Here is a 24,874-nt window from a genome sequence, read left to right as displayed (position 1 = left end):
TTATTCCTCAGATATCTTCATACGTTTGCATGCATCTATAATCAGTTGTTCTGCTTTTTCTTGTGGGTTTTCTCCATCGATACATCGGCTTAAACTGTGTGCTACTATATCAACACATAGACGTTGAAAGTCTGAATCCTTACCGTCTATGGGGATGTCTGATTCAATGGCGAGCCTCGCGATCATTAAGGAAGCACGCAAGCTCGGTCCGTTCATTTCGTTTGTACATTGATCACGTAATGTAGAGACAAGTGTTGTAATCGCTCTTGCTTCACTCATAACCAAGTTTGCTTTTTCCGATACAATCATTGCCTCTTGTTCTGCTCCCTTGTAATCTACGCTAATGGTAATCAACCGATCCAGGAGAGCATCCTGTGTTTGATAAACCCCTGCATATTCTGCAGGATTACTAGTAAATATGATTGCAAATTCCGGGTGTACGCGAATAAAAGGTTCCGTTAGCTTCGATCCATATAAAGGAATGATTCCTTCTTCTAAAATGGATAGAAAGATATTATTCGTTGTCGGCTGTGATCTTGTAAATTCATCGTATACAAGGGTATAGCCATTTTTTACTGCTTCCAGTAAACGACCGTCTCTCCATGTTTCGGTGACACTTTCATCCTTTTTGTAAACAGATCGAACATATTGATCGACCACTTTTTTACTCGTATAACCTGTGAAATCACCAATTAAGTCTTTATTATTCAGTTCATGATTTCCGTGCATGAGCATCACCGGTCTTTTTCTCTTCTTGGCAAGTGCCAGAGCAAGAGACGTTTTTCCGGCTCCGGAAGGACCTGTAAAATGTACAGGATATCCAGCTTTAAGGTATTGCAATGAGCGCGAAAGCAATTCTTTCGTTTCATCGTCTTGGATTAATGCCCTGCTATCCTTTTTGATCCGTTTTGTTAAGACCGTCACTTACAATTCCCTCCTACTCGCTCATCCACTACATTTCCTGTCCGATGGCACTTCTGTAACGGATATCCCGTCGTTTAAATGATGTGACTTCCTTTTCTTTATTGAGAAGAACATCATATGTTCCCAGCATTTCGTCTTTAGCATATTTCTTCATATATTCTTTTTCTTCAATTACCTCGACTTGAAGCTTCCATCCTTCGTCTTCTGTCAATTCCACCGACGTAATCTTATGGACTGGAGCTACATGTTCATTGAAGAAATCCGTCACACTATTCATGATTTCTTTGATTACCATTGTTGCCTCCTACTGTAGTTGAAGGGGGAGGGTGCCAATAATGGCCCCCTTCAAACACATATTCTTTTGCTGTCACTCCATTTAAATGCTGAACTGGGAGCTTCTTTCATTCTGCTGAGTAGCAAGGCCGTTTTCTTCGACATCATCTCGAAGTAGGCCCACTGCTTCTGCATAACGCAACCATGTATCTACGCTTGCAATGACGACCCTTGCTTCAACCGTTAAAATTTCAATCCCAACGACAGATACTCTTGCAAATGCATCAATGACAATACCTTTGTCAAGGATACGGTCAATCACTTCTGCTAAACTTGAACTATTATTACTCTTTTGAATAGCCAATTGTTATTCTCCTTCCGGTGTTTAAGAACAGATCGTCTTAATGTCTTTTGAAGATTTAATGTTTTCTGAACTTTTGATTTCTGTAGAACTCTTTATGTTAAAGGAGCTCTTGATGTCACTTGCTCCTTTAATATTTGCAGCGCCATTCATTTTTGTTTGTTTATCATTTGATGAAGAAATTTTCTTTTGAAATTCTTCACCTGCTTCTTTGGCATTTCCTAACTTTTCCCGAACGGAAAGCAGGACATCCTGGACTTTTTCCTTAGCTTCTTCAGCTTTGGTATGAACATTGGCCGCATTTTTCTCTTTTGCCTTCTCTAACTTCTCGGATGCTTCGCCTGCTTTTGATTGAATACCGCCTTCAACACTGTTCACAAATGTTTCTTTCGCTTTCTCTTTCATCGTGTCTTTCACTTTCTCTTTCACAGGCTCTGGAGCGTGATCGTATGCTTTTTTAGCCATCTTGCCAACTGCTTTTTTCATCGGCTTACTCATGTAATGCCCCCTTCAGGGATGCGACTATTTCTTAGACTCCACTAAGCTGTTAAGCATTTCTTCGATACGTTCTAAACGCTCATTCAAATTCTTGTTTTCTTCTTTGATTTCTTCTAATTCTTCTGATTGATTGGAAGAGTTCTCGCCGCTATCTGCCTTGGCATCAGTGTTTTCCGATGCCTCTTCTTTTTTCTTCTTTGGTGCAAGCAAGCCGCCTTCCAACTTGCTCATATATCCGGTAGCCGATTGTCTCAAGGTAATAATGGCTTGCTCTGTCAGGAATTCCTGTGCTGATCTTCTCAGTTCTTTACTAGCGGCTTTCATCACTTCTGACTTCCCTAAACTGTCCACTACTTTCTTACCTGTACCAGGATTTGAAAGTAATCCGATACCAGCCCCGACTACTCCTCCGATAATCGCATAATTCATGGATTGTCTGTTTTCAGCTGTTTGCTCTTCGGTTTCTTCAGTGCTTTTCTTTTCCTCTACTTGTTGACTGCTTTTTGTTTCTGCCATATTCATCCTCTTTTCTACCAAAATAGTAAAACTATATTTTATTTACTTGTTTAAATGCTAAACGCTGTTCCTCTTTCATTTTCCTGCTTCGCTAACCCTTCTTCTTGAACTTCGTCTCTTAAAAGCCCAACTGCCTCTGCATATCGTAACCATGTATCTACACTTGCAATGACGACTCGCGCTTCTATTGTAAGAATTTCTATTCCCACTAAGGAAACTCTGGCAAATGCATCAATGACTATTCCTTTATCCAGGATTCTATCAATTACTTCTGCGAGACTTGAGCTATCGTTACTTTTTTGAATACTCATCGAATCTCTCCTCTTAATTGGTGTAGCCAATGACTGGGTGCAAGTTTTATATTCGGTTTAATCGGTGTTTACCTCGATTTCCACCTATGCTAAACCAGGAGGTGGAAATTATTTGAAGTAAACTGCCATTTTTTATACATGTTTAAGTACGTTTTTTTCACCTTGTAACATTTCTCTCTTACAGTTATCTGGCTTGTAAGGTTTTTTGGAGAAAAAATAATTCAAATAAGACAAATTGATTACAGTTTCTAAAGGAGAAATCGGGTTGAAATGAAAGGAAGAATGTGATTTTCATCGGGGGGGAAGGGTGTAAATGATTCTTTATGAAAAAATCTTTGCAAAAAAAAGAACCAGAAGCATCACGCTTTTCAGCTTTGCTTCTGGTTCTTTTCCTATTTATTCATTTGAGAAAGAAAATCGCCTAAGAGATCTTCCATCGTTTCTTCTTTAGGTTCTTCTTCAACGGTTTCCTGGGGCTTCATGGCACTGTCCCAATCAAAGTTGTCCAATTCTTCGTCAGTAGAGTAAGAACGCTTATCTATTACATCTTCATCCGGTGCATCATCCATCACTTGATCAAGGGACCACTCTCTTGATGAATCGTGACTTGCTGCAGATTCTTCCTGAAGATAGAGCGCTTCATCAATATCCAACGAATTGCTGCTTAAGGAAGCTAGAAGAGAGGCTGTACGAACCGGGTTTGAAAGCAGTTGGTACACGATACTCCCCAACAGCGCTTCTGAGTGTTCATGCTTCAACCAGTCACGCTGGGATTTATCCAATCCCTTGGGAAGTGGGATTGTAATGGCTTCTCTCTGCTTGGAAATCGTATCATTTACTCCATTTAATACAAGCTCTGCAATTTTACTGGAGAAATTTCGTTTTTCCGTTTCCTTTAGCTTTTGTAAATGCTTTAATACATGATCAGGTGTATCAGAAGGAATTCGAAACGTAATCGGCTGTCCCCTCGACATCCCTTTTCCATTCATACCATCACCCTATTTGGTTTTCGCTAATTTTTGTTCTTCTTTCTGGGTTTGTTGTTTTTGGGTCTTTCTTGAGAAGTCAGCAATCAGCTTGTAATAAGCATTGGCCATCATCCAAATGCTTTCCTTCTCATCTTCAAAGAAGTCGATATTATACCCATCAAGATTGTTATTAAGCGTCTTGATATACTCTTTCAGGACGCTTGATCCCCCACCAATGAAGTAGCAGATTTCCGTTTGAGAATTCTTTTGCCACATATTGCGAAGGTGACGGTATTGCTTCTTAGCAAGTTCAAGCATAATACGGTCAACGATGTCATGTACGCTTGTACGACTTCCTTTAACCATAATATGATTACAATCATTTTTCTTCGTGATGATTTCTACCACATCACGTCGGCTGTCGAGCTCGATACCATGTCTTGAGCGGATTTCCTCTCGGATCCATTCAAGAGATTCAGAAACACCAAGGTTAAAACCTTGGGCTTTATCATCGTCTACTTTTCGGTCCTTAATGACCGCGATATCCGTCGATAAGCCACCGATATCTTGAATTAAGATACGCTTATCAATAAGGTCTTTATTAATGATGTTCAGATTGTTATCCATTACAAGGTTGATGAATGCTGCGAAGCCTTCAGGGTATACCTTTACTTCATCAAATTTAATATTCACTTTGATGCCTTGATAACGGGGGGTTACCAGGAACTCTACTTGGTGTACAGAACCTAATAATCTTGAACGGTACCCGACATCTTTACCTTCCTTAACTTCGCGAAGGGGAAGACCCGTACCCAATGTATAGTTTGCTTCTATTACCTTATTATTCTTTTTGAATTCAGAGTCGTTACGTGCTGCATCAAGAGCAATAGAAGCAAACAGCATGATCAGTGTTTGATCTTCTTCTGACTTACTGCTTCCCGGATCCAGTTCAGTAGAGTTATTGCTCTTCGTCGCCAGATTCCCGACACGATAAATCGCATTGTTATCTTTCAGAGTAGGGGAGTGGACACGGATATGTATGCCGTCTAGTGGGTCTTGTGTATCCAGCTCCTCAATTCCGATAATTGGACGATCTTCAATATCCCTTGCGATGACGTTTGGAATATTCACCTCACCGTCCATCTTTCCAAAAATACCTTTAAGAGAATCATTACCAACGTCAATGGCTGCAATTCGTGAATTCGTCATTAAAATCATCCTTTCATTCATGAGTAAGAATTTGTCATAAAATTTCAACTCTTACTCTCAGAGTATACAATTTCTCTTCACCGGTCAATCCTACTTTTCTATCGAATGTTGATGTCAAGATAGCGAGGAATTGTATACATTTTTGTATTGTTGTGTACGTTTTTTGTACACATCCTTACACACCAATATGTTTACTTGTTTGTGCACATGTATACATTTTCGTACACACTTGTATACATTTTCGTTTACAAGTATACATTTTTGTAAACTTTGATTTTTTTACAAATTATTACTTGAAATTGTGCTCATTCTACTACTTTGTGAAACTAGGAATCTACCTTTTTTTCATTGAAAATGGGGATAAATAATATGTAGCTAATAAGAAATATCTAATAATAGAGATATGAAAATAAAATTATCAGGTATGAAAGAGGATGAAGATTACCAAATATATTGAACAAATAATAGGTTATAAAAAGGACTCGTTAAACGGAAAAGATAACAAAAAACCGAAAAAAAACTTCGACATTCAACATGCCGAAGTCTCTCACAGGTCTTATTTCGTTAGATTGCGTTATATTGCGTTATATTGGCTTCTTCACCTGGATGACTACCTTACCCTTAGCTCTGCCCGTTTCGACGTACTGAACGGCTTCCTGAGCCTCTTCAAGGGAGTACACCCTGTCTATTACAGGGCGAATACTCCCTTTTTCGACAAGATGTTTGATTTTTTCCAGCTGTTCCCCGCTGGGCTTCATGAATAAGAAGTGATAGTCTACGTTAAACTTCTTTTCGAGAGCACTTATATTTCTGCTAACTACAGAAAATAAGAGCCGTTTTATGAAACCAAGATTGTTTTCTGCGGCAAATCTGCGGTTTGGCACTGCAGAAACAGACACGATTTTCCCATGAGGCTTGAGTATACGGAACGAACGATCGAGGACATCACCGCCTAACGTATCAAACACAGCATCATATTCGTTTAGAATCTCCTCAAATTTCTCTTCCCTGTAGTTGATCACTCTATCTGCTCCGAGAGAGGAAACTAAATCAAACCCCTTTTCACTTGCGGTTGTGGCTACAAATACACCCATTTCCTTTGCAAGCTGAATGGCAAAAGTCCCGACTCCCCCCGCTCCGGCGTGGATAAGGATCTTCTGGTCCGGTTTCAGCTGAAGGATTTCATGGAATGCCTGCCATGAGGTTAAACCAACCAGAGGAAGGGACGCTGCTTCTTCAAACGTAAGGTTTTCCGGTTTCAATGAAACATCATCTTCATGGACAGAAAGGTACTCAGTGAACGTACCGATCCGATTCTTGCGTGGCCTGCCGTACACTTCATCCCCAATTTGAAACTTACTCACCTTGGAACCTGATTGAATCACCTTACCGGAAAAGTCATTCCCCAACACCAATGGCATCTTGTAGCTCAATAGCATTTTCACCTTGCCATCCCTTATCTTGAAGTCAATAGGGTTGATACTCGCTGCGTGAATCTCCACTAAAACATCGTGTTCTCCCATGTCCGGAATCGGAAGGTCAGTAAGTTCTAAAGGAATAGTTTTCCCATATTGTTTTATGGTCATTGCTTTCATATAGATCATCCTTACAATTAAAGTTTAAATGTTTAATCATATAAACATATTATCTATAAATGTTTCTCTTCCGTCAATGAACTTGCACAGGAGTTATATTCCATTATTATATTGTGGCTTAGATGGATCATATGGAAACATGGATGGTGTTTTTTCAGGATTCAGAGGAGAACACCCATGCGTTGGTAAGTGAGACGAGAAGGTAAAAGAGGAAGAGGAACCCGCACTAAAACGGGCTCCCCTTTATTATTTTTTCAACCTTTGCTTCCTTGAGCCGATCGACTCCAAATGACAATAACAATGATGAGAAGTAACACACAGATACCTACTAACACAGCAATCAATATAGGAAGGGAAGAACCATTCTGACTTCTTTCCTCAAGACTCCCCAATCTTGCCGATTCGGATTCACTAAACAGTTTCAGGTTTTCTGCTTTAGCTTTAATAGTATTTGTATCTTTTTCTTCACTTTTAAATAACTTATCAGTGAGCTCATTCAATTTGTTAATGGAAATCCCTTCAAATGTTAAGCTTTTTTGTTCTTCAGGGATTTTTATCTTTTCATTTGTGAGCGTCTGATCATGGATGAGGTCAGTATTCTTTTTGAAATCATTGTTCTGATAGTCATTCGGGATTAAATCATTAATGTTTGTATTTGCAGAAATAGGGGGCACAAACATGCTGACAATGCCCCCTATTAATATCAATTGAATCAGTATTTTACCCCTCATACGCTTCCGTACCCTCATCAGATGTTCTATTAGAGCGTTTGTCTAATAACACCTGCACGATGGTTAGCCCGATAACGATCAAACCCAGTACAATGACAGCTTGATTAAATAAAGAGTCTGATCCATATTGTATCGACATATAAACGGTCGACATCGGGTCTTTAAATGTAAAATTAGGTGTTGTTAATGCCAATAATGGGGTCACGAACAGTGCTACCAGTCCTACAGACACAAACCAGCCCAATAACCGGTGCGTGACAAAAGCAACACGGATTAATCCTGATCCTGCTAATAGAAGGAGAATGGTAAAGATCGTCCACTCAACTGAACGGGATTCAACTAGTGGATAAATGTCCAATCCATAAAGGCTAATAACAAATCCTACAATGAGATTTAATAGTAGGAATATCACCCCTTGTATCCAAAGGGGAGCATTTTGGAAGTAATAGCTTGTGTATCCGATAAGTAAACTGGACAACAAGATAATAAACAAAATCACAACAGGTGGCAGTGCACTTGCTTTCTTTTCCTCCGGGACATCTCCATTAACATTAAGAGGATTCGTCAAGAAATCATACACATACCCATTGGATTGTCCGTCAACGAACGCGTTCCCTAAAACACTAAATACATCATCGCGAATTAATTGAGTGGAGGCTACATTTGTCGCCCACTTATTATTCAGTGTATCCGCATCGCTTTGAACATTGGATACATTCGATTGAAGCTCATTTGTATAGGACACGATTGTATCTTGGCTTTCACTCACTGTATCCAGGAAGGAATGGATAGACTTAATTTCACTTCCAATTTGCTTCTGGTTCCCTACTAAATCTGGCCCTGTTGCCCCTGATACCGGAGTTGGAGCCGCTTGATCCGGCTGTTGTATACGATTTAATACGTTTGTCGCTTCTTGATTGATCGCATTCAGGCTCTCTGTAAGCTGAGATTGCTGGTCATCAAGAGTTTGGTTGTATTCTGCTGCAAACACGGTAAATGAGTCTTGAAGCGTGTTAAGAGCATCCTCTGTATTCGGCAGCCCTGTATTTAACTGCTCCCACTCCGCTTGTTCAGACTGGCTTACTTTCAGAATCTCATTAATCTCATTTTTCAGTTCTTCATCTTGAAGAACGGCCGCTTTTACTCCATTCTCCGATAACATACCGTTAAGAGTCGCTTCATACCGATCCAGGTAAGAGTAGTATTGTAGAAGATCCATAAGTTTATAGTTATTAATCCCTCGAGAAAAATAACCATATAGAGTGTTTCTTCTATTTTCAGATAATGCGGCTGAGTTCAGGATGGAGCTTTCTTTATCCTCGATTTCCGCAACGATATTGGAAATATTGTCAGAGAACATTTCCAATTGGTTAATCAAAGCTTCATTCGTATCAGTCAATGTCGTTACCTGATCTTTAAGATCTTGATTTTCAGTTGTAAGAGTTTCAACTTGCTTGGTCAGTTCATCGATTTTATCAATTAATGTCTGATTATCTTCAAGAAGTCTTGATACTTCTCCCAACAGTCTATCCACTTCTGCCTGCAGAGGGTTTTCTGAGCTATTATTTTTTCCTTGCAGCTGCGTTCGAACCTGCAGGATGCGATCATTGATTGTTTGAATATTGTTAACTGCCTCGGTTATAGCTTCAGGTGTTGGTTCTGTTAAATTAGTCAGTGTTTCTTTCAACGCATCGATTTCTGTTGAAATGGCCGTCAATTCACCTATTTCCGGATCTAAATTCGGTGGTGCAGGAGGAGGATCGCTTGGTTCCCCTGGTCCGGGTTCACCTTCCTGGGAGGAAATGATGACCTGTTGAGGGTCAGGTTCCTCTCCGTCTTTTGGTGGTTCAGGAACTTCAGGAGGAGCGGGTGGATTAAAAATCTCTCCGTCACCTTCAGCCAGCTTATTGTTAAGTTCAAAAATACTTCCTTGCAGGTTATTTAAAGTCGTGGTGTCCTGCAATTGCTGATAGAAGTTCAACACCCGTTCCTGGAATGAGTAAAAATCTTCTACCTGCCTCCCTACTTCTTCAAACCTGCGTTCTTGTAAATCTGTAAACACCGCCTGGTTCGTTTCCATACTACTATTTAGTTGGGTCATTCCTGCAGCAAGGGATTCACTTTGATCAGAGAATAGCGATTTTGCTTTCAAATATCTTGGCTGCTGATTTTCAGTTGACGCGTTGATCATTTCAACCGATTGTGATTGAATATCCGCGAGTAATTGCTTTTGATTATCCTGATATTCTCTATACTGATTGACATATTCAACAAAGCTGGAAAGGCTTTGTTCAAACGATGACAGCGTGTTTTGCTGCTGTGGTGCACGGCTGTCTGCCTGCTGAATCGAGTTTTGCAGGTTAGACAGCATCGAGGTCTGTTGTTGGATTTGGCCGGCCAAATCTTTCGAGCTTGGTTTATAGAACGACAGCATCGTTTCTTGGAAAGCCTGCTCTTTTTGTAGGATTTCATCGAATTCGGCACGGATATTCTCCATGTCTGCCGATACATAATTCCAATAGAGTGAGGACATCTTGTTATTCACTCTTTTAGTAGCCTTTTCAATCTCTAAAAGGACTTTTTCTTTGTTTACAGCATTCAGTTGTGTTTGAACTTTATAGTTCAGATTTGTTTTTACTGGTCTTTCCTCATCATATGTCATCACTTTGTCAGAGAAGTCCGAAGGTATATACACAACGGCATCATATTTAGAGCTTTGAAGACCGTTTTCTCCCGCACTTCTGCCTACAACAGTCCATTCAAAGGATGATTGATCCTCCAGAATGGACGTAACATCCCCTCCAAATGCCAACGTCTCTCCATCCAATTCTGTTCCGGCATCTTCGTTCACAATGGCGATGGACTGAGTAGCGTTTTCTTTCACTTTCAGTGGATTTTCCCCAACTGACCGGAAGAAAAGAAGAGGAGTGGCAAGAATCATCATGACCGCTAATAAGAGTTTAAATAGGCTTACTTTCTCTGTCATGCGTGTACTTTCCTTTCCGTTACCATAAGTGGTATTTGAATTTTAGTTTCTTTACCGTTTTCTACATAATAACCAAATCCTGGTTGAATTTCTGGTTCTCTTCGATCATAGCTGAGCGTGAACAAGGTTTGTTCAGATTTCTTCATCAAGACAAGAGCCTGACGAACCTGCTTCATTTCGACTGTCAAAGTGTCGTAGCCCTTTGTTAATTCACTGTTGTTTCCGGAAACAATCATGCAGAACCCTAAATGACTATAATTTTTCATACATTTAACAATTCTGTCTTGAAGCAGTGCATCAAGATTCTGCAGGAACCTTGCATATCCATCTACAATGAGGATGACAGGTGAGAAGGATGGAAGTGCACTTCCCTTTTGTATAGACAGATTATATTGCTCTTCTCTTAAACTAAATAATTCTTCCACTCTATTAAGCCACATAGTGATATGTTCTTTGTTCTCCATATAGACTACTTTTTCTTCTTTCATTAAATTTGAAAGTCCCCTGTCAATGGAGTCGAATATCGCTATATGATCACTATCCTGCAATAACGCCGTATTGGCTAAAACCTTCAGGACGTTCGTTTTTCCTTTTTGAGCCTGTCCCAATACCAGACAATGCTTCGTCTTTTTAAAGTTTACGTACACCGGCTTAACTAATTCTTCGTCTAAGCCGACCGGCAGCAGCCCTTCTTTCCTCACTGAATCTGTATATTGGGTAAAGTTGACCATCGTCAACTCTGTCGGGAGCATAGGCACCGGATCAGGCGACATTAATCCTTTATACTTTTCTTTCAATAACTGAATTTCATCCTTTAGGAAATTCATCTGCTCATAATCGTCCTTCCCTTCTGTTGGAAGGAATACTTGAGAAAAGAAAGCTGTATCTTTCTTAACAATCGCTCTACCTGGAATGGCTTCCGGGCTGAACGGTAATCGCCCAAGCATCGTATAAGCCTCTGAGCTGTCCATCAGATAATGAACGATTTTTGTCTTTAAATTATTCATTAGCGACTGACGGACTGAATTTACCCGGGTAGCTGTAAAATACATATACACTCCCAATGACTGACCATCCCTTGCAAATTGATTAATTTGCGTTTCAAGCTCTTGCATCTCTTCTTTAACCAAATCGAAATTGTCAATTGTTACAAATAGAAGAGGCAGTTTTTCTTCACTTATGGTGTTATACATTTTAATCGAGCTTACTTCCTGCTTTTGGAAGAGCTGCTTTCTGCGGGCTAATTCATCATCCAATATGCCGATGAATTTCTCGATCTTTCTTTCTTCATCGATGAGGAAATAGTCTGCAGTATGCGGCAGCTGCTTTAAAGGCAGTAAGCCACCGTTCCCAAAATCAAGAAGATAATAATGAACTTCCTCAGGTGTATACTGAGTGGCCATCCCCATCAATAAGGTGATTAGCGTTTGAGTCTTCCCATATCCTGAAGAACCGAAGACTCCTACATTCCCGTCCTCAATCACTTCATAATGGTACGGGGTCTGACTCTGTTTCTCTGGTTCATCAATCATGGAAAGTAAAATCTTATTCTCTTCTCTCTGTGCAAATGATGTACGGTAGATGCGATTTGAAAGAGGAGGAAGCCATGGGCTGGAAAGCTTATCTAACTTCAGCTGTTCCTGTAAAGCTTCAATTCGATCGACGACCGCATCAATTTCACTGACCATTTCCTTTTGATTGCTTGGATTAGTCGATACTTCCGACAAAGGAATCAGTCCCAGATCCGTGATAATCGCCACTTCATCCTCTGATTCGAAGGATTCCTCCTGATAAGGGGCCCCACTCCATGCGGATTGGAACAGGTCATACACCTCATTATTTCCGACCTGTAAATACCCTCTTCCTGTTACAGTCAGCGAGGCTGCGTCCCCATTTTTTAGGATTTCACGGCTGTCTTCCGTATTCTGCACTTTAAGTGCGACGCGGAAACGGGCATTACTCCATATCTGATTATCGATGACTCCTCCGGGCTTCTGAGTAGCAAGGATAAGATGAACTCCCAGGCTTCGACCGATACGGGCTGCACTTACAAGTTCTTTAATGAATTCCGGCTCTTCACTCTTAAGTTCAGCAAACTCATCTGATATTAAGAATAAATGAGGGAGGGGGTCTTCCGTTTTGCCTTGCTTGTAAAGGCGTGTATAGTCATTGATATGATTCACTTCGTAACGATCGAATAAGCGCTGCCTGCGTTTCAATTCACTCTTGATCGAAGCGAGTGCCCTCGTACTGAAGTTCTTACTTCCTTCAATATTGGTTATCGTCCCTAATAAATGCGGGATATTCTTGAAGGGCTGGGCCATTCCTCCACCCTTGTAGTCGATTAATAGAAATGCTACTTCGTGAGGATGGAAATGAACTGCTAAAGAAAGAATATACGTTTGTAAAAATTCACTCTTTCCTGAACCGGTTGTTCCGGCAAGTAATCCATGGGGGCCGTGTGCCTTCTCATGCAAATTCAGCTCGACAATATCTTCTTTTCCTTTCAAACCAACGGGAACAGCTAAGGATTTAGCTGATTCTCTGGATAGCCAGTTCTCTTGAATAGGAAGCTGATCAACATCCTTCACCCTAAGCATGTCCAGAAAAGAAACACTTGAAGGAATGGAGTTGGTCATTCCGATTTGATGATTAAGAGTCCTCAATGTTCTTGCATACTGCTCATTGCCCTCATGCTTGAATTCATCCATTTCGAATGGAATCTTAACCGCCTTTTTATTTTGAATCAGAATGTCCCCTTGTTTGTCATTGATATAACGAACGAGAGTGTGAATATTATCAGACAAACTCTCTTTCGCCTCTGCTGCGAAAATGACGGACATTCCTAAATGAGCGTATTCCCCTTCTAGATACTGCAGAATCACATGGTCTGAAATAAGCTGGTGGTTGGTTATGATAAAAACGTAATGTGGTGAAAAACGTACTTTATCTGAGTCTTCCTCGATATCCCTTTCACGAAGGACCTCATATATGGAAGAAAGAATTTGATCCCTGGTTTTCTCGTTATAAATGAACCCTTTAGCAAAGGACTGTGGTAATTGAAAGTGTGGTAACCACTTCATCCACTCCCAGTCCGTATACTCTTCCTCATGAAAGATATAGACAAATCGGACATCATGGTAACTATGAAAGAACGCCAATTGCCCGATCAGCTGGTGAATCTCATTTTTATAGACGGATTCTTTACCGATTAAACCTATTGCCCCTTTATGAAGATCCGCTGTTACAGGTAATTGATCAATCTCACGATAAACCATTTCCAACTTCTGGGACTCTTCCAATAACTCATCCATTTCTCGGTTTGACATATCGGAAGAATTCACTGAAATACTGTAGCTTGCGGGCACCTTTCCACTTCCTAAACGAAACTGGAGGAAGTCCGGACTTTCAAGGGTCCTTTCCCAAAGACGATCGGAAAGCTGCTCTGTCAGATACTTCATTCTTTCAAAAGCAGGAAAGTGAAATTGCAGGACATCTGCCTGTTTCTCGGCAAGCTCCTGAAGTTCTTTTCTCTTACTCTCTAAATAATGAGTATAGATCCGTTTCCTTCGTTCCTTGGATTTCTTTCTATTGCTCTTATCTTTAATAAATTGTACGGTTGACGTTACTAAAGTGGTTGTAAACATCACCATTGAGATAATAATGAAAATTCCACGTGGAATCACGAGCGCTACGATGGCCATGACGATTAACATCATCAATGGGGGAAGAATGATCAACCATAAACTGCGATTTGTATCGCTCGATTCCTGACTCGGAAAGGACAATTGAACCTTTTCATCAGGAAGATCATAAATCATGCGTGGCGTTCGGCGATAATTAGGGTATTTCTTCTGCATTTCTGATGTAGGACGTATAGATGCCAATAATTCAGTTTGATAGTCATCGATACTATGTATCTCGATTAAATCATCTTCTAATAGGGTAATAGTTAAAAAAGGAGAAAATAAAATGTCTCCAACCTTAAGCTTTTGTTTCCCTTTGACCAGATGTCCGTTTAGATAAAGGGAAGACGCCTCAACAGCATCCATTACCCATTCATCATCGCCATTTTTATACCAATGGCAAGTTTGAATGAGATCCTTTTTCTCATAATAAATGGTTGCGTCCAGTTGTTCGGTAGATATACTGATTTCTTCTTTATGACCGACATAATAGATTTGAGACTTTATTGGTAAAGGCGTGACCAATATGTGCAGTTCTTTATCACCTGCAAGCAAAGATACTTTGCGGCCAGATTCAAGAATCCTTCCTTCTTTCCCGTCTTGATATAGCTTGAAAGTATCGCCTGAGTGCTCTACTAGAATGGACTCGGCAGACAACGGCAACGATAAAATCGTGATTGAATCTTCCAATCGTGGACCTAATGTAATTTTTTTATTTTCATCCTCAATCATGATTGACTGATAGTAATGATCGTGAAAAACCCAAAGGGCATACATATGCTCACCTCCCCAGTTAGTTTATTTGTCAGGATTCCTTCTTATCAGGTTGAGTTGGAGGGGTGGAACTCTCTCCATCAGTCTCTGCCGGTTTTTGTTCAGGTGTCTTTTTTTCCTCATTCTCTTGCGGTTCTTCCGTTGTTTGTGCCGGTTGTGATGGCTGTTCGTCTTCCAACGCTTTCATTTCTTCCTCGTATTCAGCTATTTCACTTTCAATTTCATCTAGTTCCTGCTGTCTTTCCTCGCTATCAAGATCTCCGTCTGCCTTGACTTGCTCTCGGTACTTAAGAAGTCCAAACAGAATTAAATCCCGGTCTTCTAAGAACCTGGCTGCTTCTAATGCTTCCTCAGCCTTTCCTCTTCCGATATTGATCCAATACTCATAATAAAGTGGATCAGATTGAAGGGAGACAGTATTTCGTACATTCTCTTTTTGGTCTTCGGTTAAGGATTCGTTAATAATATAAGAGAGTGCAAGTTGATATTGAGTGACCTTCGGAATTTCTTCAACCTCATAAGACTGTAGTTCAGTTACCACATCGCTATACTTATTCAGGAGAAAACTCTCTTGAGCTGCTACTACCCTCTCCTGCTTAGGGAACATAAAGAATAAAGAATATATAGAGTAAATAATTGCCGGTACTAAGAGCAATGATATTCCGAGCAGTACATAACGATTGAGTTTCCACTTTTTCTTACTCACAGTCATAAGGAGGGAATCAGACTTTTTTGCCTCTTTTATTAAATGATTTAACACTTCTCCGACACGTTCGATGCTTTCGGCTTCCAAGATATCCTTGGTCATTGACGACAATTTTAGCGTTTCGCTGAACTTAAAGTAATCATCAAATGTATGCTGCCGATCTACAATAGCTGCGACAGTAGCTTTTGTCTGCTTTAACAACAAATCTGCATCTTTTTCGTAAGGGGGAAGACTCTCCTTAACGCCATAATGGATAAAGTGGGGAGTCAGGCCTTGATCAAATACAATATTTTCCGGACAAATAATGAGATGGAGACGTGATAAGGTATGGTTTCGTACGTTCTGTACCAGTTGATAGGCAGACATCAACCTTTCTTTCTCATTCGCTTTTAATTGGGGATAAAAAGAGAAGGAGTCAGGTATGGTATTCACGATGCACAATTCATCATTTTCCATCGTGATTTCTTTTTGTATGGATGGGTTAATGTTCTTCAGGAAGTGAATTTCCTCAATTTGATCCAACTTTATCTTTTCTTTTTGAAAGATAAATGTCATTTTATTTTCTTTTTTATGTACAATGGCTTCGAGTTTTTCTTCTAAGTATGATCCACTTTTTTGTGACATTCTATTGGTCTCCTTTATAATATTTCAATTCGATCTCCAGAATGAATTCCAGCATCGATCAGCCTTGCATGACCGGGAACCACTTTTTGTTTATTTACAACACGAATCCAACAACCCTCTCTGGGATCGATTGTAAGTTTCTGAGACTGCCACACAAGATCGATCAGTTTTTTAACAGTATGGTAGTTTGATAATCTAAGATCGAAGCTCTTCTCCTCATAATGTCCTAAATCGATGGTAATTTCTATATACATGTCGGGTTTCACCTCATAAGGAAGGAGCGCCACATAATGATAAGCGCTCCTTCATGTTTAAAATGGTTGGGATAAACTTATCCGCGAATTTGATTGGCAATTTGAGCATCTGCATCTTCAAGAGACTTAGCAGTGCTAGTCAATTGCATTGAGATGTCTTCAAGCAGTTGCTGCATTTGCAGGAATGAAGGGCGCAAAGTTTGATATTGCTCTCCAAACGCGCGGCTTGATTCACCTTCCCACATACCTTCAAGCTCAGAAATCATATTATCCAGGCGTGAAATCTGCTCTCCTACTTGGCTGCTTTCACTTGTGTATCGGTTCGACATACTAATCAATTCTGCTGGGGTAACACGAATAATTCCTGACATGTAATTCCTCTCCCTTAATTGAAATTGTTGGTGGTAATCATCTATATCAAATCAGAGTACCCAAATTAGAAACATGAACCTTGTAAACTATGTAACTCGTTTTCTTTCATCAAAACCCTTTTAATTACAATTGTTTCCACACTTCCAATATCATACTATTATAAACATACATATAAACACAATTTTTACAGTGAAAAGGAAACTTTATAACTACAGGAATAATTACTTTCAGGTCATTTGGTATAAGAGCCGCTTGATGGAATTAGGAAAATAGTGCTAAATCATGGACTTAAGACTCTCCATTAATAACATTGATAGGTGGTTACATATTGAAGGATCCGACCCATTAGTTACAAGTACTTACTATATATCCTTATTTTTACTTTTATAAACCAATTATTTTTATAAAATTTACTTTAGAAGAAATTTTATAAAAGGTGCATTCATTAACATAAAGAACCTTACTCCTTTATTCAATAGTAAGGCTCTTTGTGTAATGTATGATCTTAAAAAAATATCTGTTCATTTTTTTAATTTCTTATAATTCCTCTACATTTTGTTTCGGTTCATTCAGGTCATACGTCACATCATACTTCTCTGCAAGAAGCCTCATGTCCGAATGATAAGCTTCCACCAGCTTGTAATACTCTTCGATTTTGGCATTTGATTGATTAATCAAGCCTTCATCCTGATCTTCAATCGCCTTTTTTTCGAGAATGAGTGCATCGTAAAAGGTCTGAGTCGCCGTCACGATCCTGTCCGTCATTACCTCTAGCTCAGGAATCTCAGCCTCAATTCCCTTCGCTTCTTTCAAGGCTTTCTCGTAGGCTGGAATGGTGTTACTTGTCAGCTCATTGTAGACGGTTGGATCATCCGTATAGTTGACGCCAGAAACCGATGCCAGAGACTGGAAGGCGACGACTTCATATTCTGCCACCTTATAGATATCCTCGTTGATGAATTGAATGATAGCCTTTTGCTTATCGGCATCTGTCACCTCTTCACTTTCCGAACCATCATTCATTAGTTCTACTTTCTCATTATCATTCTTATTACTGACCACCTCTTTGGACTCCACATCCTGATCCTTATTAATTGAAATCTGCACTTCACCACATCCACTTAACAAAACCGCTGTTATCACTGATAACCCTAGAAGTTTCTTCATGATTTAATTCCTTTCTTATGCAATTTGTTATATTGCTTTTAGGAGTTAAATACCCATATTTTGTTAAAATAATCAAAATACTTCTAAATATAATCGTTCCTTTCTTCAGTCATATGGCAAACCTACATAATTTCCTATACAATTTATGTAAACATCAAGATTGTGTGGTGACTAAATTGAAATTATTACTAATCGAAGATGACACAACCCTATTTAACGAAATCAAGGAGCGACTTTCCCAGTGGTCCTATGATGTATATGGAATCACGGACTTCAACCACGTTATGCAGGAGTTCACCGAAGTGAAACCGGACCTTGTGATCATTGATATCCAATTACCCAAATTCGACGGCTTCCACTGGTGCCGGATGATCCGTTCACACTCCAATGTGCCGATCCTGTTCCTGTCCTCCCGTGATCACCCGACGGATATGGTCATGTCCATGCAGCTTGGGGCAGATGACTTCATCCAGAAGCCCTTTCATTTCGATGTACTGATTGCAAAGGTTCAAGCGACCCTTAGGAGAGTTTATAACTATAACACCGAACAGGTGAGCATCAAGACCTGGTGCGGGGCAACAGTTGATTATGAGCGTAACACCGTAGCCAATGAACGGGGGTCCATCGAATTAACGAAGAATGAAATGTACATCTTAAAGCTCCTAATTGAGCAGAAAAATAAGATTGTCAGCAGGGATGCGTTGATTAATAGCCTCTGGGATGATAAACGGTTCATCAGCGATAACACGTTGACCGTCAATGTGAACCGACTTCGGAAACGGCTTGAAGAGATTGAATTGGGCCGCTTCATTGAAACCAAAGTGGGGCAAGGGTATATGGCCATTGAAGAGGATTCACCATGATCCGTACATACTTATGGGAACGAAAAAGCTGGATATTGTTCTTTACCGCTCTTCACCTGTTATGGATCTTTGTTGCCTATATCGATACGGCCCTCCCCCTACAACCGATCCTATATATGGTGTTCATATCACTGCTCTTTTTCATCGTCTTCGTTTTCATTCGATATCAGAAGGAAACCCGTTTCTTTAAACGACTGAAAGAATGGGATCATAATCTCAATATTACAGGTGTGGATGCCCCTGATACTCCATTTGAAGAAATCGTTTCTGATAGTTTATCGGAGCAGGCGAACCTTCTGAGGAAGGCAGCATCTGAAAATCGAATGCTGCTCGAACAGGAAAAGGATGACCTCCTGTCCTGGATCCATGAAGTGAAAACCCCACTGACTGCCATGCATTTGATGATTGAGCGTTTAGAGAACCAATCTTTAAAGGCTCCATTAAAATACGAATGGCTGCGGATCCACCTTCTGCTCGATCAACAGCTCCATCAGAAACGGATGTCGTTTATGGAGAATGATTTATATATCGAGAAAACCGATCTTGAGACCGTAATATTTCAGGAGATAAAAACGCTGCAATCCTGGTGTATTCAAAAGGGTATTGGATTTGACATTCAACTGGATATCACGGAAGTGCTGAGCGATGCGAAATGGCTTTCTTTTATGATCAGGCAGTTATTAACCAATGCCGTTAAATACAGCACAACATCGGATATTATCATTAAAAGTGAGCATCAAGATGATAAGGTGAACCTCACTATTCAAGATTTTGGCAGGGGAATAGATCCCAAGGACCTCCCGAGGGTCTTTGACAAAGGCTTCACTTCAACCATCGACCACAATGATCACGCTTCTACCGGAATGGGATTATATTTAACCAAAAGAGTTTCAGAACCTTTACTGATTTCTATAGATGTTACGTCTAAACGAGGCGAAGGGACCCGGGTCACCCTCACCTTTCCCCAGAAGAATGATTTCGTCCAACTTACAGGCGTGTGACAAAAATGTCACATGCTTTTCTGTTTTGTTCGAATAATAAAAGGAAAAGAAACTTCCTGCTTTTTATAATAAGGGTATCAAATCAAAGGAGTTTTTAACGATGACGATATTAGAAGCAACAAAACTTCATAAAAGCTACGGCAATAAATTCAATAAGCAGGAAGTCTTAAAGGGAATCGACCTGTCGATCCAAAAAGGAGAATTCGTCAGTATCATGGGGGCATCGGGTTCCGGGAAAACCACTCTCTTAAATGTCCTTTCCTCCATCGACAAAGTGAGTGAGGGTTCGATAAAGATTGAGAGCAATGAAATGACGATGATGAAAGAAAAGCAGCTCGCAGAGTTCCGAAAGAATCACCTGGGCTTTATATTTCAGGATTACAATTTGCTCGATACGTTAACGGTGAAAGAAAATATTCTTCTGCCATTGTCCATCACAAAGACACCCAAAAAGGAAGCCGATCAGAAATTCAACGACCTTGCTTCGGAGCTTGGGATTCTTGAATTAAAAGATAAGTACCCGAACGAAATTTCAGGCGGACAAAAACAACGTACATCAGCAGCCCGGGCATTCATCCATGAACCAAGCATCATTTTCGCCGACGAGCCAACAGGTGCTCTCGATTCAAAGTCGGCCTCTGATCTCTTAAATAAGCTTAGTGAGTTAAATCAAAAGCTGAAAGCGACGATCGTCATGGTGACTCATGATCCTGTGGCAGCAAGCTACTGCAGTCGGGTGATTTTCATCAAGGATGGGCAAATTTATACTCAATTAAATAAAGGCGAACAGGAAAGACAGCACTTCTTCAAGGACATTATGAAAACCCAAGGGGTGCTCGGCGGGGTGCAGAATGAACATTAATACCCTTATTTTCAGAAATCTTAAGAAAAACCTCAAGAATTATTACCTTTATGTATTTGCTCTGGTCTTTAGTGTCGCGCTATACTTCGCCTTTGTGACCCTGCAGTATGATCCATCCATGGATGCAACAAAGGGATCCATCAAAGGCGGCGCAGCGGTTCGTGCGGCTTCCGTTTTACTTGTAGCAATTGTCTCTATTTTTCTTTTATATGCGAATACGCTCTTTATTAAAAGAAGAAGTAAAGAAATCGGGTTATTTCAGTTAATCGGCATGACAAAAAATAAAATCTTTCGTATTTTGACCGTGGAGAACTTCATCCTTTATTTCGGGTCATTGATACTCGGCATCTTGATCGGATTCTCTTTCTCAAAATTGATCATCATGATCTTATTCAAAATAACCGGGGTCGAGGCAATCGCCACTCTCCACTTCTCAACCCATGCACTTATCCAGACCATCCTTGTATTCTGTGCGATCTACCTGCTGATCATGCTGATGAACTTTGTATTTATTAAAAGGCAAAGTATATTATCACTGTTCAGGGTACGTTCATCGACGGAAACCAAAGTGAAAAAAATGTCCAAGTTTGAGATCATCATCGGGATTTTGGGGATGATCCTGGTTGCCTCGGGGTACTACGTATCTTCCAAATTGTTTGGCGGGGACTTCACAACCATGCCTCAGCTGTTTGGAGCCATGCTAGTTATACTCGGCTCAGTCATTCTCGGAACTTATCTTTTTTATAAAGGGTCCGTCAGCTTTATTTTCAACGTCATCCGAAAAAGGAAAGATGGCTACTTGAACATCAATGAGGTACTATCCCTTTCATCCATCATGTTCAGGATGAAATCCAATGCCTTACTATTGACGATCATCACGACCGTGTCGGCTCTTGCTATCGCTTTATTGTCCTTAAGCTATATCGGCTATTACTCGGCTGAAAAAACAGCTCAAAATAATGTTCCGACCGATTTTTCATTTACAAATACACAAGACTTCCAACACTTTAAAGATGCCCTACTGGACAATGGCATCGAATTCAAGAAGGAAGAAATCGAAGTCATTGAAGTGTTGGTCAACCTGAAAGGCATTACAGACTCTGAATTTGGGGAACTGAACGGTTCATTGGATGCCATGCCGAACTCGGTCATCAGCGAGAAAGACGTTGAAGGCGTCGATGTAAAAGAAGACGAAACGGTCTTTACAGGATATAGCGACTTACTTCAAAAGGTCATTCCGTTACATGATTCAGGGGTGACGGAACTGAAAGGAAAGACGGAGGTCACCAAGCTTAATTACTTGGGAATGAGGGATGAATACCCGATTTCATGGTATTTTACAGCAGGGGGCTCACCTGTTGTGATCGTAGATGACAATGTATTCAAACGCCTGAAGAATGATTTAGATCCTGCTATCCAGAAGGAATCTTCTCTCTACATCGGGGTGACGATTGAACAAGAAAAAGATATCTTGAAAGCAAACGACCTCTTTCATGAGTTAAGCCTCGACGAAGGATGGGCAAACGATTCCCAGTATGATATGAAAGCAGAACAGAAACAAAATATTGGACTCATCATGTTCATCGTCGGGTTCCTTGGTCTCACCTTCCTGATCACATCCGGATGCATCCTGTACTTTAAGCAAATGGACGAAAGTGAAGATGAGAAACCGAACTATACGATTTTAAGAAAACTGGGCTTCACTCAGGGTGACTTGTTGAAAGGCATTCAAGCCAAGCAGCTCTTCAGCTTCGGAATCCCTCTCCTCATCGGCCTCCTGCACAGTTACTTCGCGGTTCAATCCGGATGGTTCCTGTTCGGTGCCGAGGTTTGGACGCCGATGATCATTGTAATGGGGTTATACACGATTCTGTATTCAATCTTTGGTGTATTATCGGTACTTTATTATAAAAAAGTGATTAAATCATCGCTATAATGGAAAGAGCCATCCCGTTAAAAATCGGGATGGCTCTTTTATGTAGACCGAGGTTACTTCCTTTTTTGGCTTTTCATCTTGTTCATTTCAAGCTCGGCAGCGTATTCTTCCTGAGATTTCCCTTGTTTGAAACTTTCAGATTGGATTTTTTTAAGTTTGTTATCATTTTGATTTGGCATGTCCACACCTCCTGATATTTGGTTTTATTATGGACATGTCTTTAAGATTTATTCTATTTTCCGGAATTTTAGAGGGGACACCTTACATTTTCTCTAATCATTTGCAGCTAGTTTATCCTTGTATCCTCTGCCTTTTCGGCAGACCAAATTGAGGATATACCTGCTTGACCTTTTCGATGTTCTTTCTAATATAGAAATATTTATGAATGCTTGTAGAGAAGAAAGCCGTAGCCACGGAGAGTAAAGATAAAACCCCTATGATAATAAGTATTTTCAGAGACTCCACAAAGAAAGACGATAGAATCACCTGTGCCAGTACATAGCCGATGCCTGTGGTTGCAGTAATGGGGGAAAGGTTTACAATCTTCTCTCCTTTTTGAAGGCGCGAGTACGTGCCGGAATACAATAAATGGATGTTCATCCAATTTATTATGAGAAGGAGGGATATAAACATGATTAACCCTATAACCAAAGGCACTACTCCATTAACTTGAAAATGGGCATATATCAATTTTTGTATAACTAAAAAGTACACAAATGTATTAATGAAACCATACACTCCGAAAAAAAAGTAATATGATTTTTCGAATGTATAAGGGGCAATAATATATTGAATTGCCCATAAATGAATTAAGATCACCGGAATGATACCAGACCAAAAAAATATGGGTAGCATTGGTTCACCTAAGAGGAAAAGCACACCTATGATATCCAGAAATATTAAAAAGAACACGAGTATATTCCCTCTGTTTTCTCGGGGTGATTGTAATTTCAAATAAGATATTGTAATGCCATCTATTTTTTCTTGCTCCAACTAAACAATCCCCCTTTAACAACATCATTCAAATTTAATTTTGTTTTTCTAAAAAAGTAACGACTTTTTCAACATCCCTTGTATAAAGAAGGGCATACCGGAAATCAAACATGGTTTTTGTTTCGACGATAAGATATTCTTCATGAGGAATTGAATTAAAAAGCTTTTTCCACTTGAATTTTCTCTCCATTTTCTTTGTCTCTTCTTTTATCCGATCCCTATCCAACTTAAGCACCGCAAAGCTTGGAGAAGATATTTCAGCTTCAGGGAATCTTTTTGATAGAATCTCTATATTTCTTTCTGATAGATTCACCTCAGAAACCACCTCAATGTTCCCCGCCTCTTCAAACCTGTCACTATATTCGTCTAGCTCCTCAAACGTTAACTCTTTTTCTGGAAAGACAGCTATACAAAAAATATCCTCTGTATCCTTCTTTTTCAAAAACAATGTTAAGCCACCCTTCTAATTCACTTCTTTTTTCAATTTTACCCTCTCAAAAACTCCTGCTATTTCTTTTACTAACGATTCTCCTGTTGCCTGACGGGTACTCAACCACTCTATACCGTCTTTACTGACCATTCTTAATGTCCAATTATAGGAGGGTGAGGAGAGGACATGTACACCTTCAATATTCCAGTCAAGTTCATCTTTAAAGAATATCATTAATCGAGTGGTATGAATTTTCCTTTGTAATGATCTATTAAACTGTTTGATTATTAAACTATCTTGGACTATTCCATTATTTAAAGATAATTCATCAAGGTTAAATATGGCTTGTTCTTTACAGTAGAGAAGATAGTCACTTGGGAGTATGTATAAGAGATCATTTAAACGTATAGATCGATTTTCAACACCAATAAGCATTCTAGGAAAAATGACTTCGTTCAAGGTCCATTCGGGAGCCGGGTGTGTATAGATTTTATAACTTGTTTCATTCTCCTTCATGCACTCGATGACCTGATCGTCACTGAAGTAGAAAATACTTTGTTCCAGCTGATCCGTTACAACCTCTGCCACCAAATTGCTCCTTGCAATAACCCACATGGCTTCAATGAATCGATTCTCGAATTTAAGTTCACCTTCAATATGATCCACCAGTTCAAACTTATGCAGTTTTTTAAACATCATTTCCCACTCTTCTTCTAATTCATCATCCCGGTAATCTGGAAAAGGGTTAGATATACCTATCAGAACTTTTCCATCTAACATTTTTACAAGTAAATATAAATCTTTGTTAGTTAATGTCCAGTTAGCCAATCATAA

Annotated in this window: 24 protein-coding genes; 4 read left to right on the top strand and 20 right to left on the bottom strand. The window is 39.9% G+C overall.

Going from position 1 to position 24,874, the window contains the following annotated elements; translation table 11 throughout:
• From gvpN to FZC88_RS20580, 16 genes are all read right to left on the bottom strand, one after another.
• Positions 1–924: a gas vesicle protein GvpN gene (gene gvpN / locus FZC88_RS20655; RefSeq protein ID WP_148996274.1), complete on the bottom strand. Its 924-nt coding sequence runs from the start codon at positions 922–924 to the stop codon at positions 1–3.
• Positions 925–952: 28 nt separating this feature from the next.
• On the bottom strand, positions 953–1,219 hold the full coding sequence (gene gvpO, locus FZC88_RS20650; protein ID WP_034764910.1) for a gas vesicle protein GvpO: 267 nt from the start codon (positions 1,217–1,219) through the stop codon (positions 953–955).
• 81 nt (positions 1,220–1,300) lie between these two features.
• Positions 1,301–1,561, bottom strand: a complete 261-nt coding sequence (gene gvpJ / locus FZC88_RS20645; RefSeq protein ID WP_034764908.1) for a gas vesicle protein GvpJ — start codon at positions 1,559–1,561, stop codon at positions 1,301–1,303.
• Between the two features lie 21 nt (positions 1,562–1,582).
• Positions 1,583–2,056, bottom strand: coding sequence for a gas vesicle protein GvpQ (gene gvpQ, locus FZC88_RS20640; RefSeq protein ID WP_148996273.1), 474 nt, complete (start codon positions 2,054–2,056; stop codon positions 1,583–1,585).
• Between the two features lie 24 nt (positions 2,057–2,080).
• Positions 2,081–2,572, bottom strand: a complete 492-nt coding sequence (gvpT, locus tag FZC88_RS20635) for a GvpT/GvpP family gas vesicle accessory protein (RefSeq protein ID WP_148996272.1) — start codon at positions 2,570–2,572, stop codon at positions 2,081–2,083.
• Positions 2,573–2,622: 50 nt separating this feature from the next.
• The gene (gvpA, locus tag FZC88_RS20630) at positions 2,623–2,883 is read right to left on the bottom strand and encodes a gas vesicle structural protein GvpA (RefSeq protein WP_060674023.1); all 261 of its coding nucleotides are present in this window, start codon (positions 2,881–2,883) and stop codon (positions 2,623–2,625) included.
• Positions 2,884–3,275: 392 nt separating this feature from the next.
• Positions 3,276–3,872 (bottom strand): uL1 family ribosomal protein, encoded by a 597-nt coding sequence (locus FZC88_RS20625; RefSeq protein ID WP_148996271.1) that lies wholly within the window; start codon positions 3,870–3,872, stop codon positions 3,276–3,278.
• Positions 3,873–3,881: 9 nt separating this feature from the next.
• The gene (locus tag FZC88_RS20620; RefSeq protein ID WP_148996270.1) at positions 3,882–5,060 is read right to left on the bottom strand and encodes a ParM/StbA family protein; all 1,179 of its coding nucleotides are present in this window, start codon (positions 5,058–5,060) and stop codon (positions 3,882–3,884) included.
• 584 nt (positions 5,061–5,644) lie between these two features.
• Positions 5,645–6,655 (bottom strand): NADP-dependent oxidoreductase, encoded by a 1,011-nt coding sequence (locus FZC88_RS20615; protein WP_148996269.1) that lies wholly within the window; start codon positions 6,653–6,655, stop codon positions 5,645–5,647.
• A gap of 254 nt (positions 6,656–6,909) precedes the next feature.
• Positions 6,910–7,386, bottom strand: coding sequence for a type VII secretion protein EssA (gene essA / locus FZC88_RS20610; protein ID WP_187443709.1), 477 nt, complete (start codon positions 7,384–7,386; stop codon positions 6,910–6,912).
• Positions 7,376–10,372: a type VII secretion protein EsaA gene (gene esaA / locus FZC88_RS20605; RefSeq protein ID WP_148996267.1), complete on the bottom strand. Its 2,997-nt coding sequence runs from the start codon at positions 10,370–10,372 to the stop codon at positions 7,376–7,378. The genes essA and esaA overlap by 11 nt, the downstream gene beginning before the upstream one ends.
• On the bottom strand, positions 10,369–14,835 hold the full coding sequence (gene essC, locus FZC88_RS20600) for a type VII secretion protein EssC (RefSeq protein ID WP_148996266.1): 4,467 nt from the start codon (positions 14,833–14,835) through the stop codon (positions 10,369–10,371). Before essC ends, esaA begins: the two co-directional genes overlap by 4 nt.
• Before the next feature lie 28 nt (positions 14,836–14,863).
• Positions 14,864–16,162, bottom strand: coding sequence for a type VII secretion protein EssB (essB, locus tag FZC88_RS20595; protein ID WP_148996265.1), 1,299 nt, complete (start codon positions 16,160–16,162; stop codon positions 14,864–14,866).
• A gap of 14 nt (positions 16,163–16,176) precedes the next feature.
• Positions 16,177–16,416 carry an ESX secretion system protein YukD gene (yukD, locus tag FZC88_RS20590; RefSeq protein WP_148996264.1) on the bottom strand — a complete coding sequence of 80 codons (240 nt, stop codon included), beginning with the start codon at positions 16,414–16,416 and terminating at the stop codon, positions 16,177–16,179.
• Between the two features lie 77 nt (positions 16,417–16,493).
• A complete protein-coding gene (locus FZC88_RS20585) occupies positions 16,494–16,787 on the bottom strand; it encodes a WXG100 family type VII secretion target (protein WP_034764875.1) in 294 nt (97 codons plus the stop codon).
• Between the two features lie 538 nt (positions 16,788–17,325).
• Entirely contained in the window at positions 17,326–17,955 is a 630-nt protein-coding gene (locus tag FZC88_RS20580; protein ID WP_148996263.1) for a hypothetical protein, read from the bottom strand.
• Positions 17,956–18,131: 176 nt separating this feature from the next.
• Between FZC88_RS20580 and FZC88_RS20575 the strand changes: the two genes are divergently transcribed.
• The 4 genes from FZC88_RS20575 (at position 18,132) to FZC88_RS20560 (ending at position 22,617) form a co-directional block, all read left to right on the top strand.
• A complete protein-coding gene (locus tag FZC88_RS20575) occupies positions 18,132–18,818 on the top strand; it encodes a response regulator transcription factor (RefSeq protein ID WP_262371998.1) in 687 nt (228 codons plus the stop codon).
• A complete protein-coding gene (locus tag FZC88_RS20570) occupies positions 18,815–19,819 on the top strand; it encodes a sensor histidine kinase (RefSeq protein WP_148996262.1) in 1,005 nt (334 codons plus the stop codon). The genes FZC88_RS20575 and FZC88_RS20570 overlap by 4 nt, the downstream gene beginning before the upstream one ends.
• A 100-nt stretch (positions 19,820–19,919) precedes the next feature.
• Positions 19,920–20,681, top strand: a complete 762-nt coding sequence (locus FZC88_RS20565; protein ID WP_148970594.1) for an ABC transporter ATP-binding protein — start codon at positions 19,920–19,922, stop codon at positions 20,679–20,681.
• A complete protein-coding gene (locus tag FZC88_RS20560) occupies positions 20,671–22,617 on the top strand; it encodes an FtsX-like permease family protein (protein ID WP_148996261.1) in 1,947 nt (648 codons plus the stop codon). The genes FZC88_RS20565 and FZC88_RS20560 overlap by 11 nt, the downstream gene beginning before the upstream one ends.
• Before the next feature lie 53 nt (positions 22,618–22,670).
• Here FZC88_RS20560 and FZC88_RS24600 read toward each other — a convergent pair whose 3' ends face one another.
• The 4 genes from FZC88_RS24600 to FZC88_RS20545 form a co-directional block, all read right to left on the bottom strand.
• Positions 22,671–22,796 carry a hypothetical protein gene (locus FZC88_RS24600; protein WP_258549627.1) on the bottom strand — a complete coding sequence of 42 codons (126 nt, stop codon included), beginning with the start codon at positions 22,794–22,796 and terminating at the stop codon, positions 22,671–22,673.
• A 112-nt stretch (positions 22,797–22,908) separates the two neighbouring features.
• On the bottom strand, positions 22,909–23,268 hold the full coding sequence (locus FZC88_RS20555) for a hypothetical protein (protein WP_148996260.1): 360 nt from the start codon (positions 23,266–23,268) through the stop codon (positions 22,909–22,911).
• A 376-nt stretch (positions 23,269–23,644) separates the two neighbouring features.
• On the bottom strand, positions 23,645–24,058 hold the full coding sequence (locus FZC88_RS20550; protein WP_148996259.1) for a hypothetical protein: 414 nt from the start codon (positions 24,056–24,058) through the stop codon (positions 23,645–23,647).
• Between the two features lie 15 nt (positions 24,059–24,073).
• Positions 24,074–24,868, bottom strand: coding sequence for a hypothetical protein (locus FZC88_RS20545; RefSeq protein WP_148996258.1), 795 nt, complete (start codon positions 24,866–24,868; stop codon positions 24,074–24,076).
• Positions 24,869–24,874 lie beyond the last annotated feature (6 nt).

Source organism: Rossellomorea aquimaris (genome assembly GCF_008180865.1).
In the GTDB taxonomy this organism is placed as follows: Bacteria; Bacillota; Bacilli; order Bacillales; family Bacillaceae_B; genus Rossellomorea; species Rossellomorea yichunensis.
This window is presented reverse-complemented; position numbering and strand designations above follow the sequence as displayed.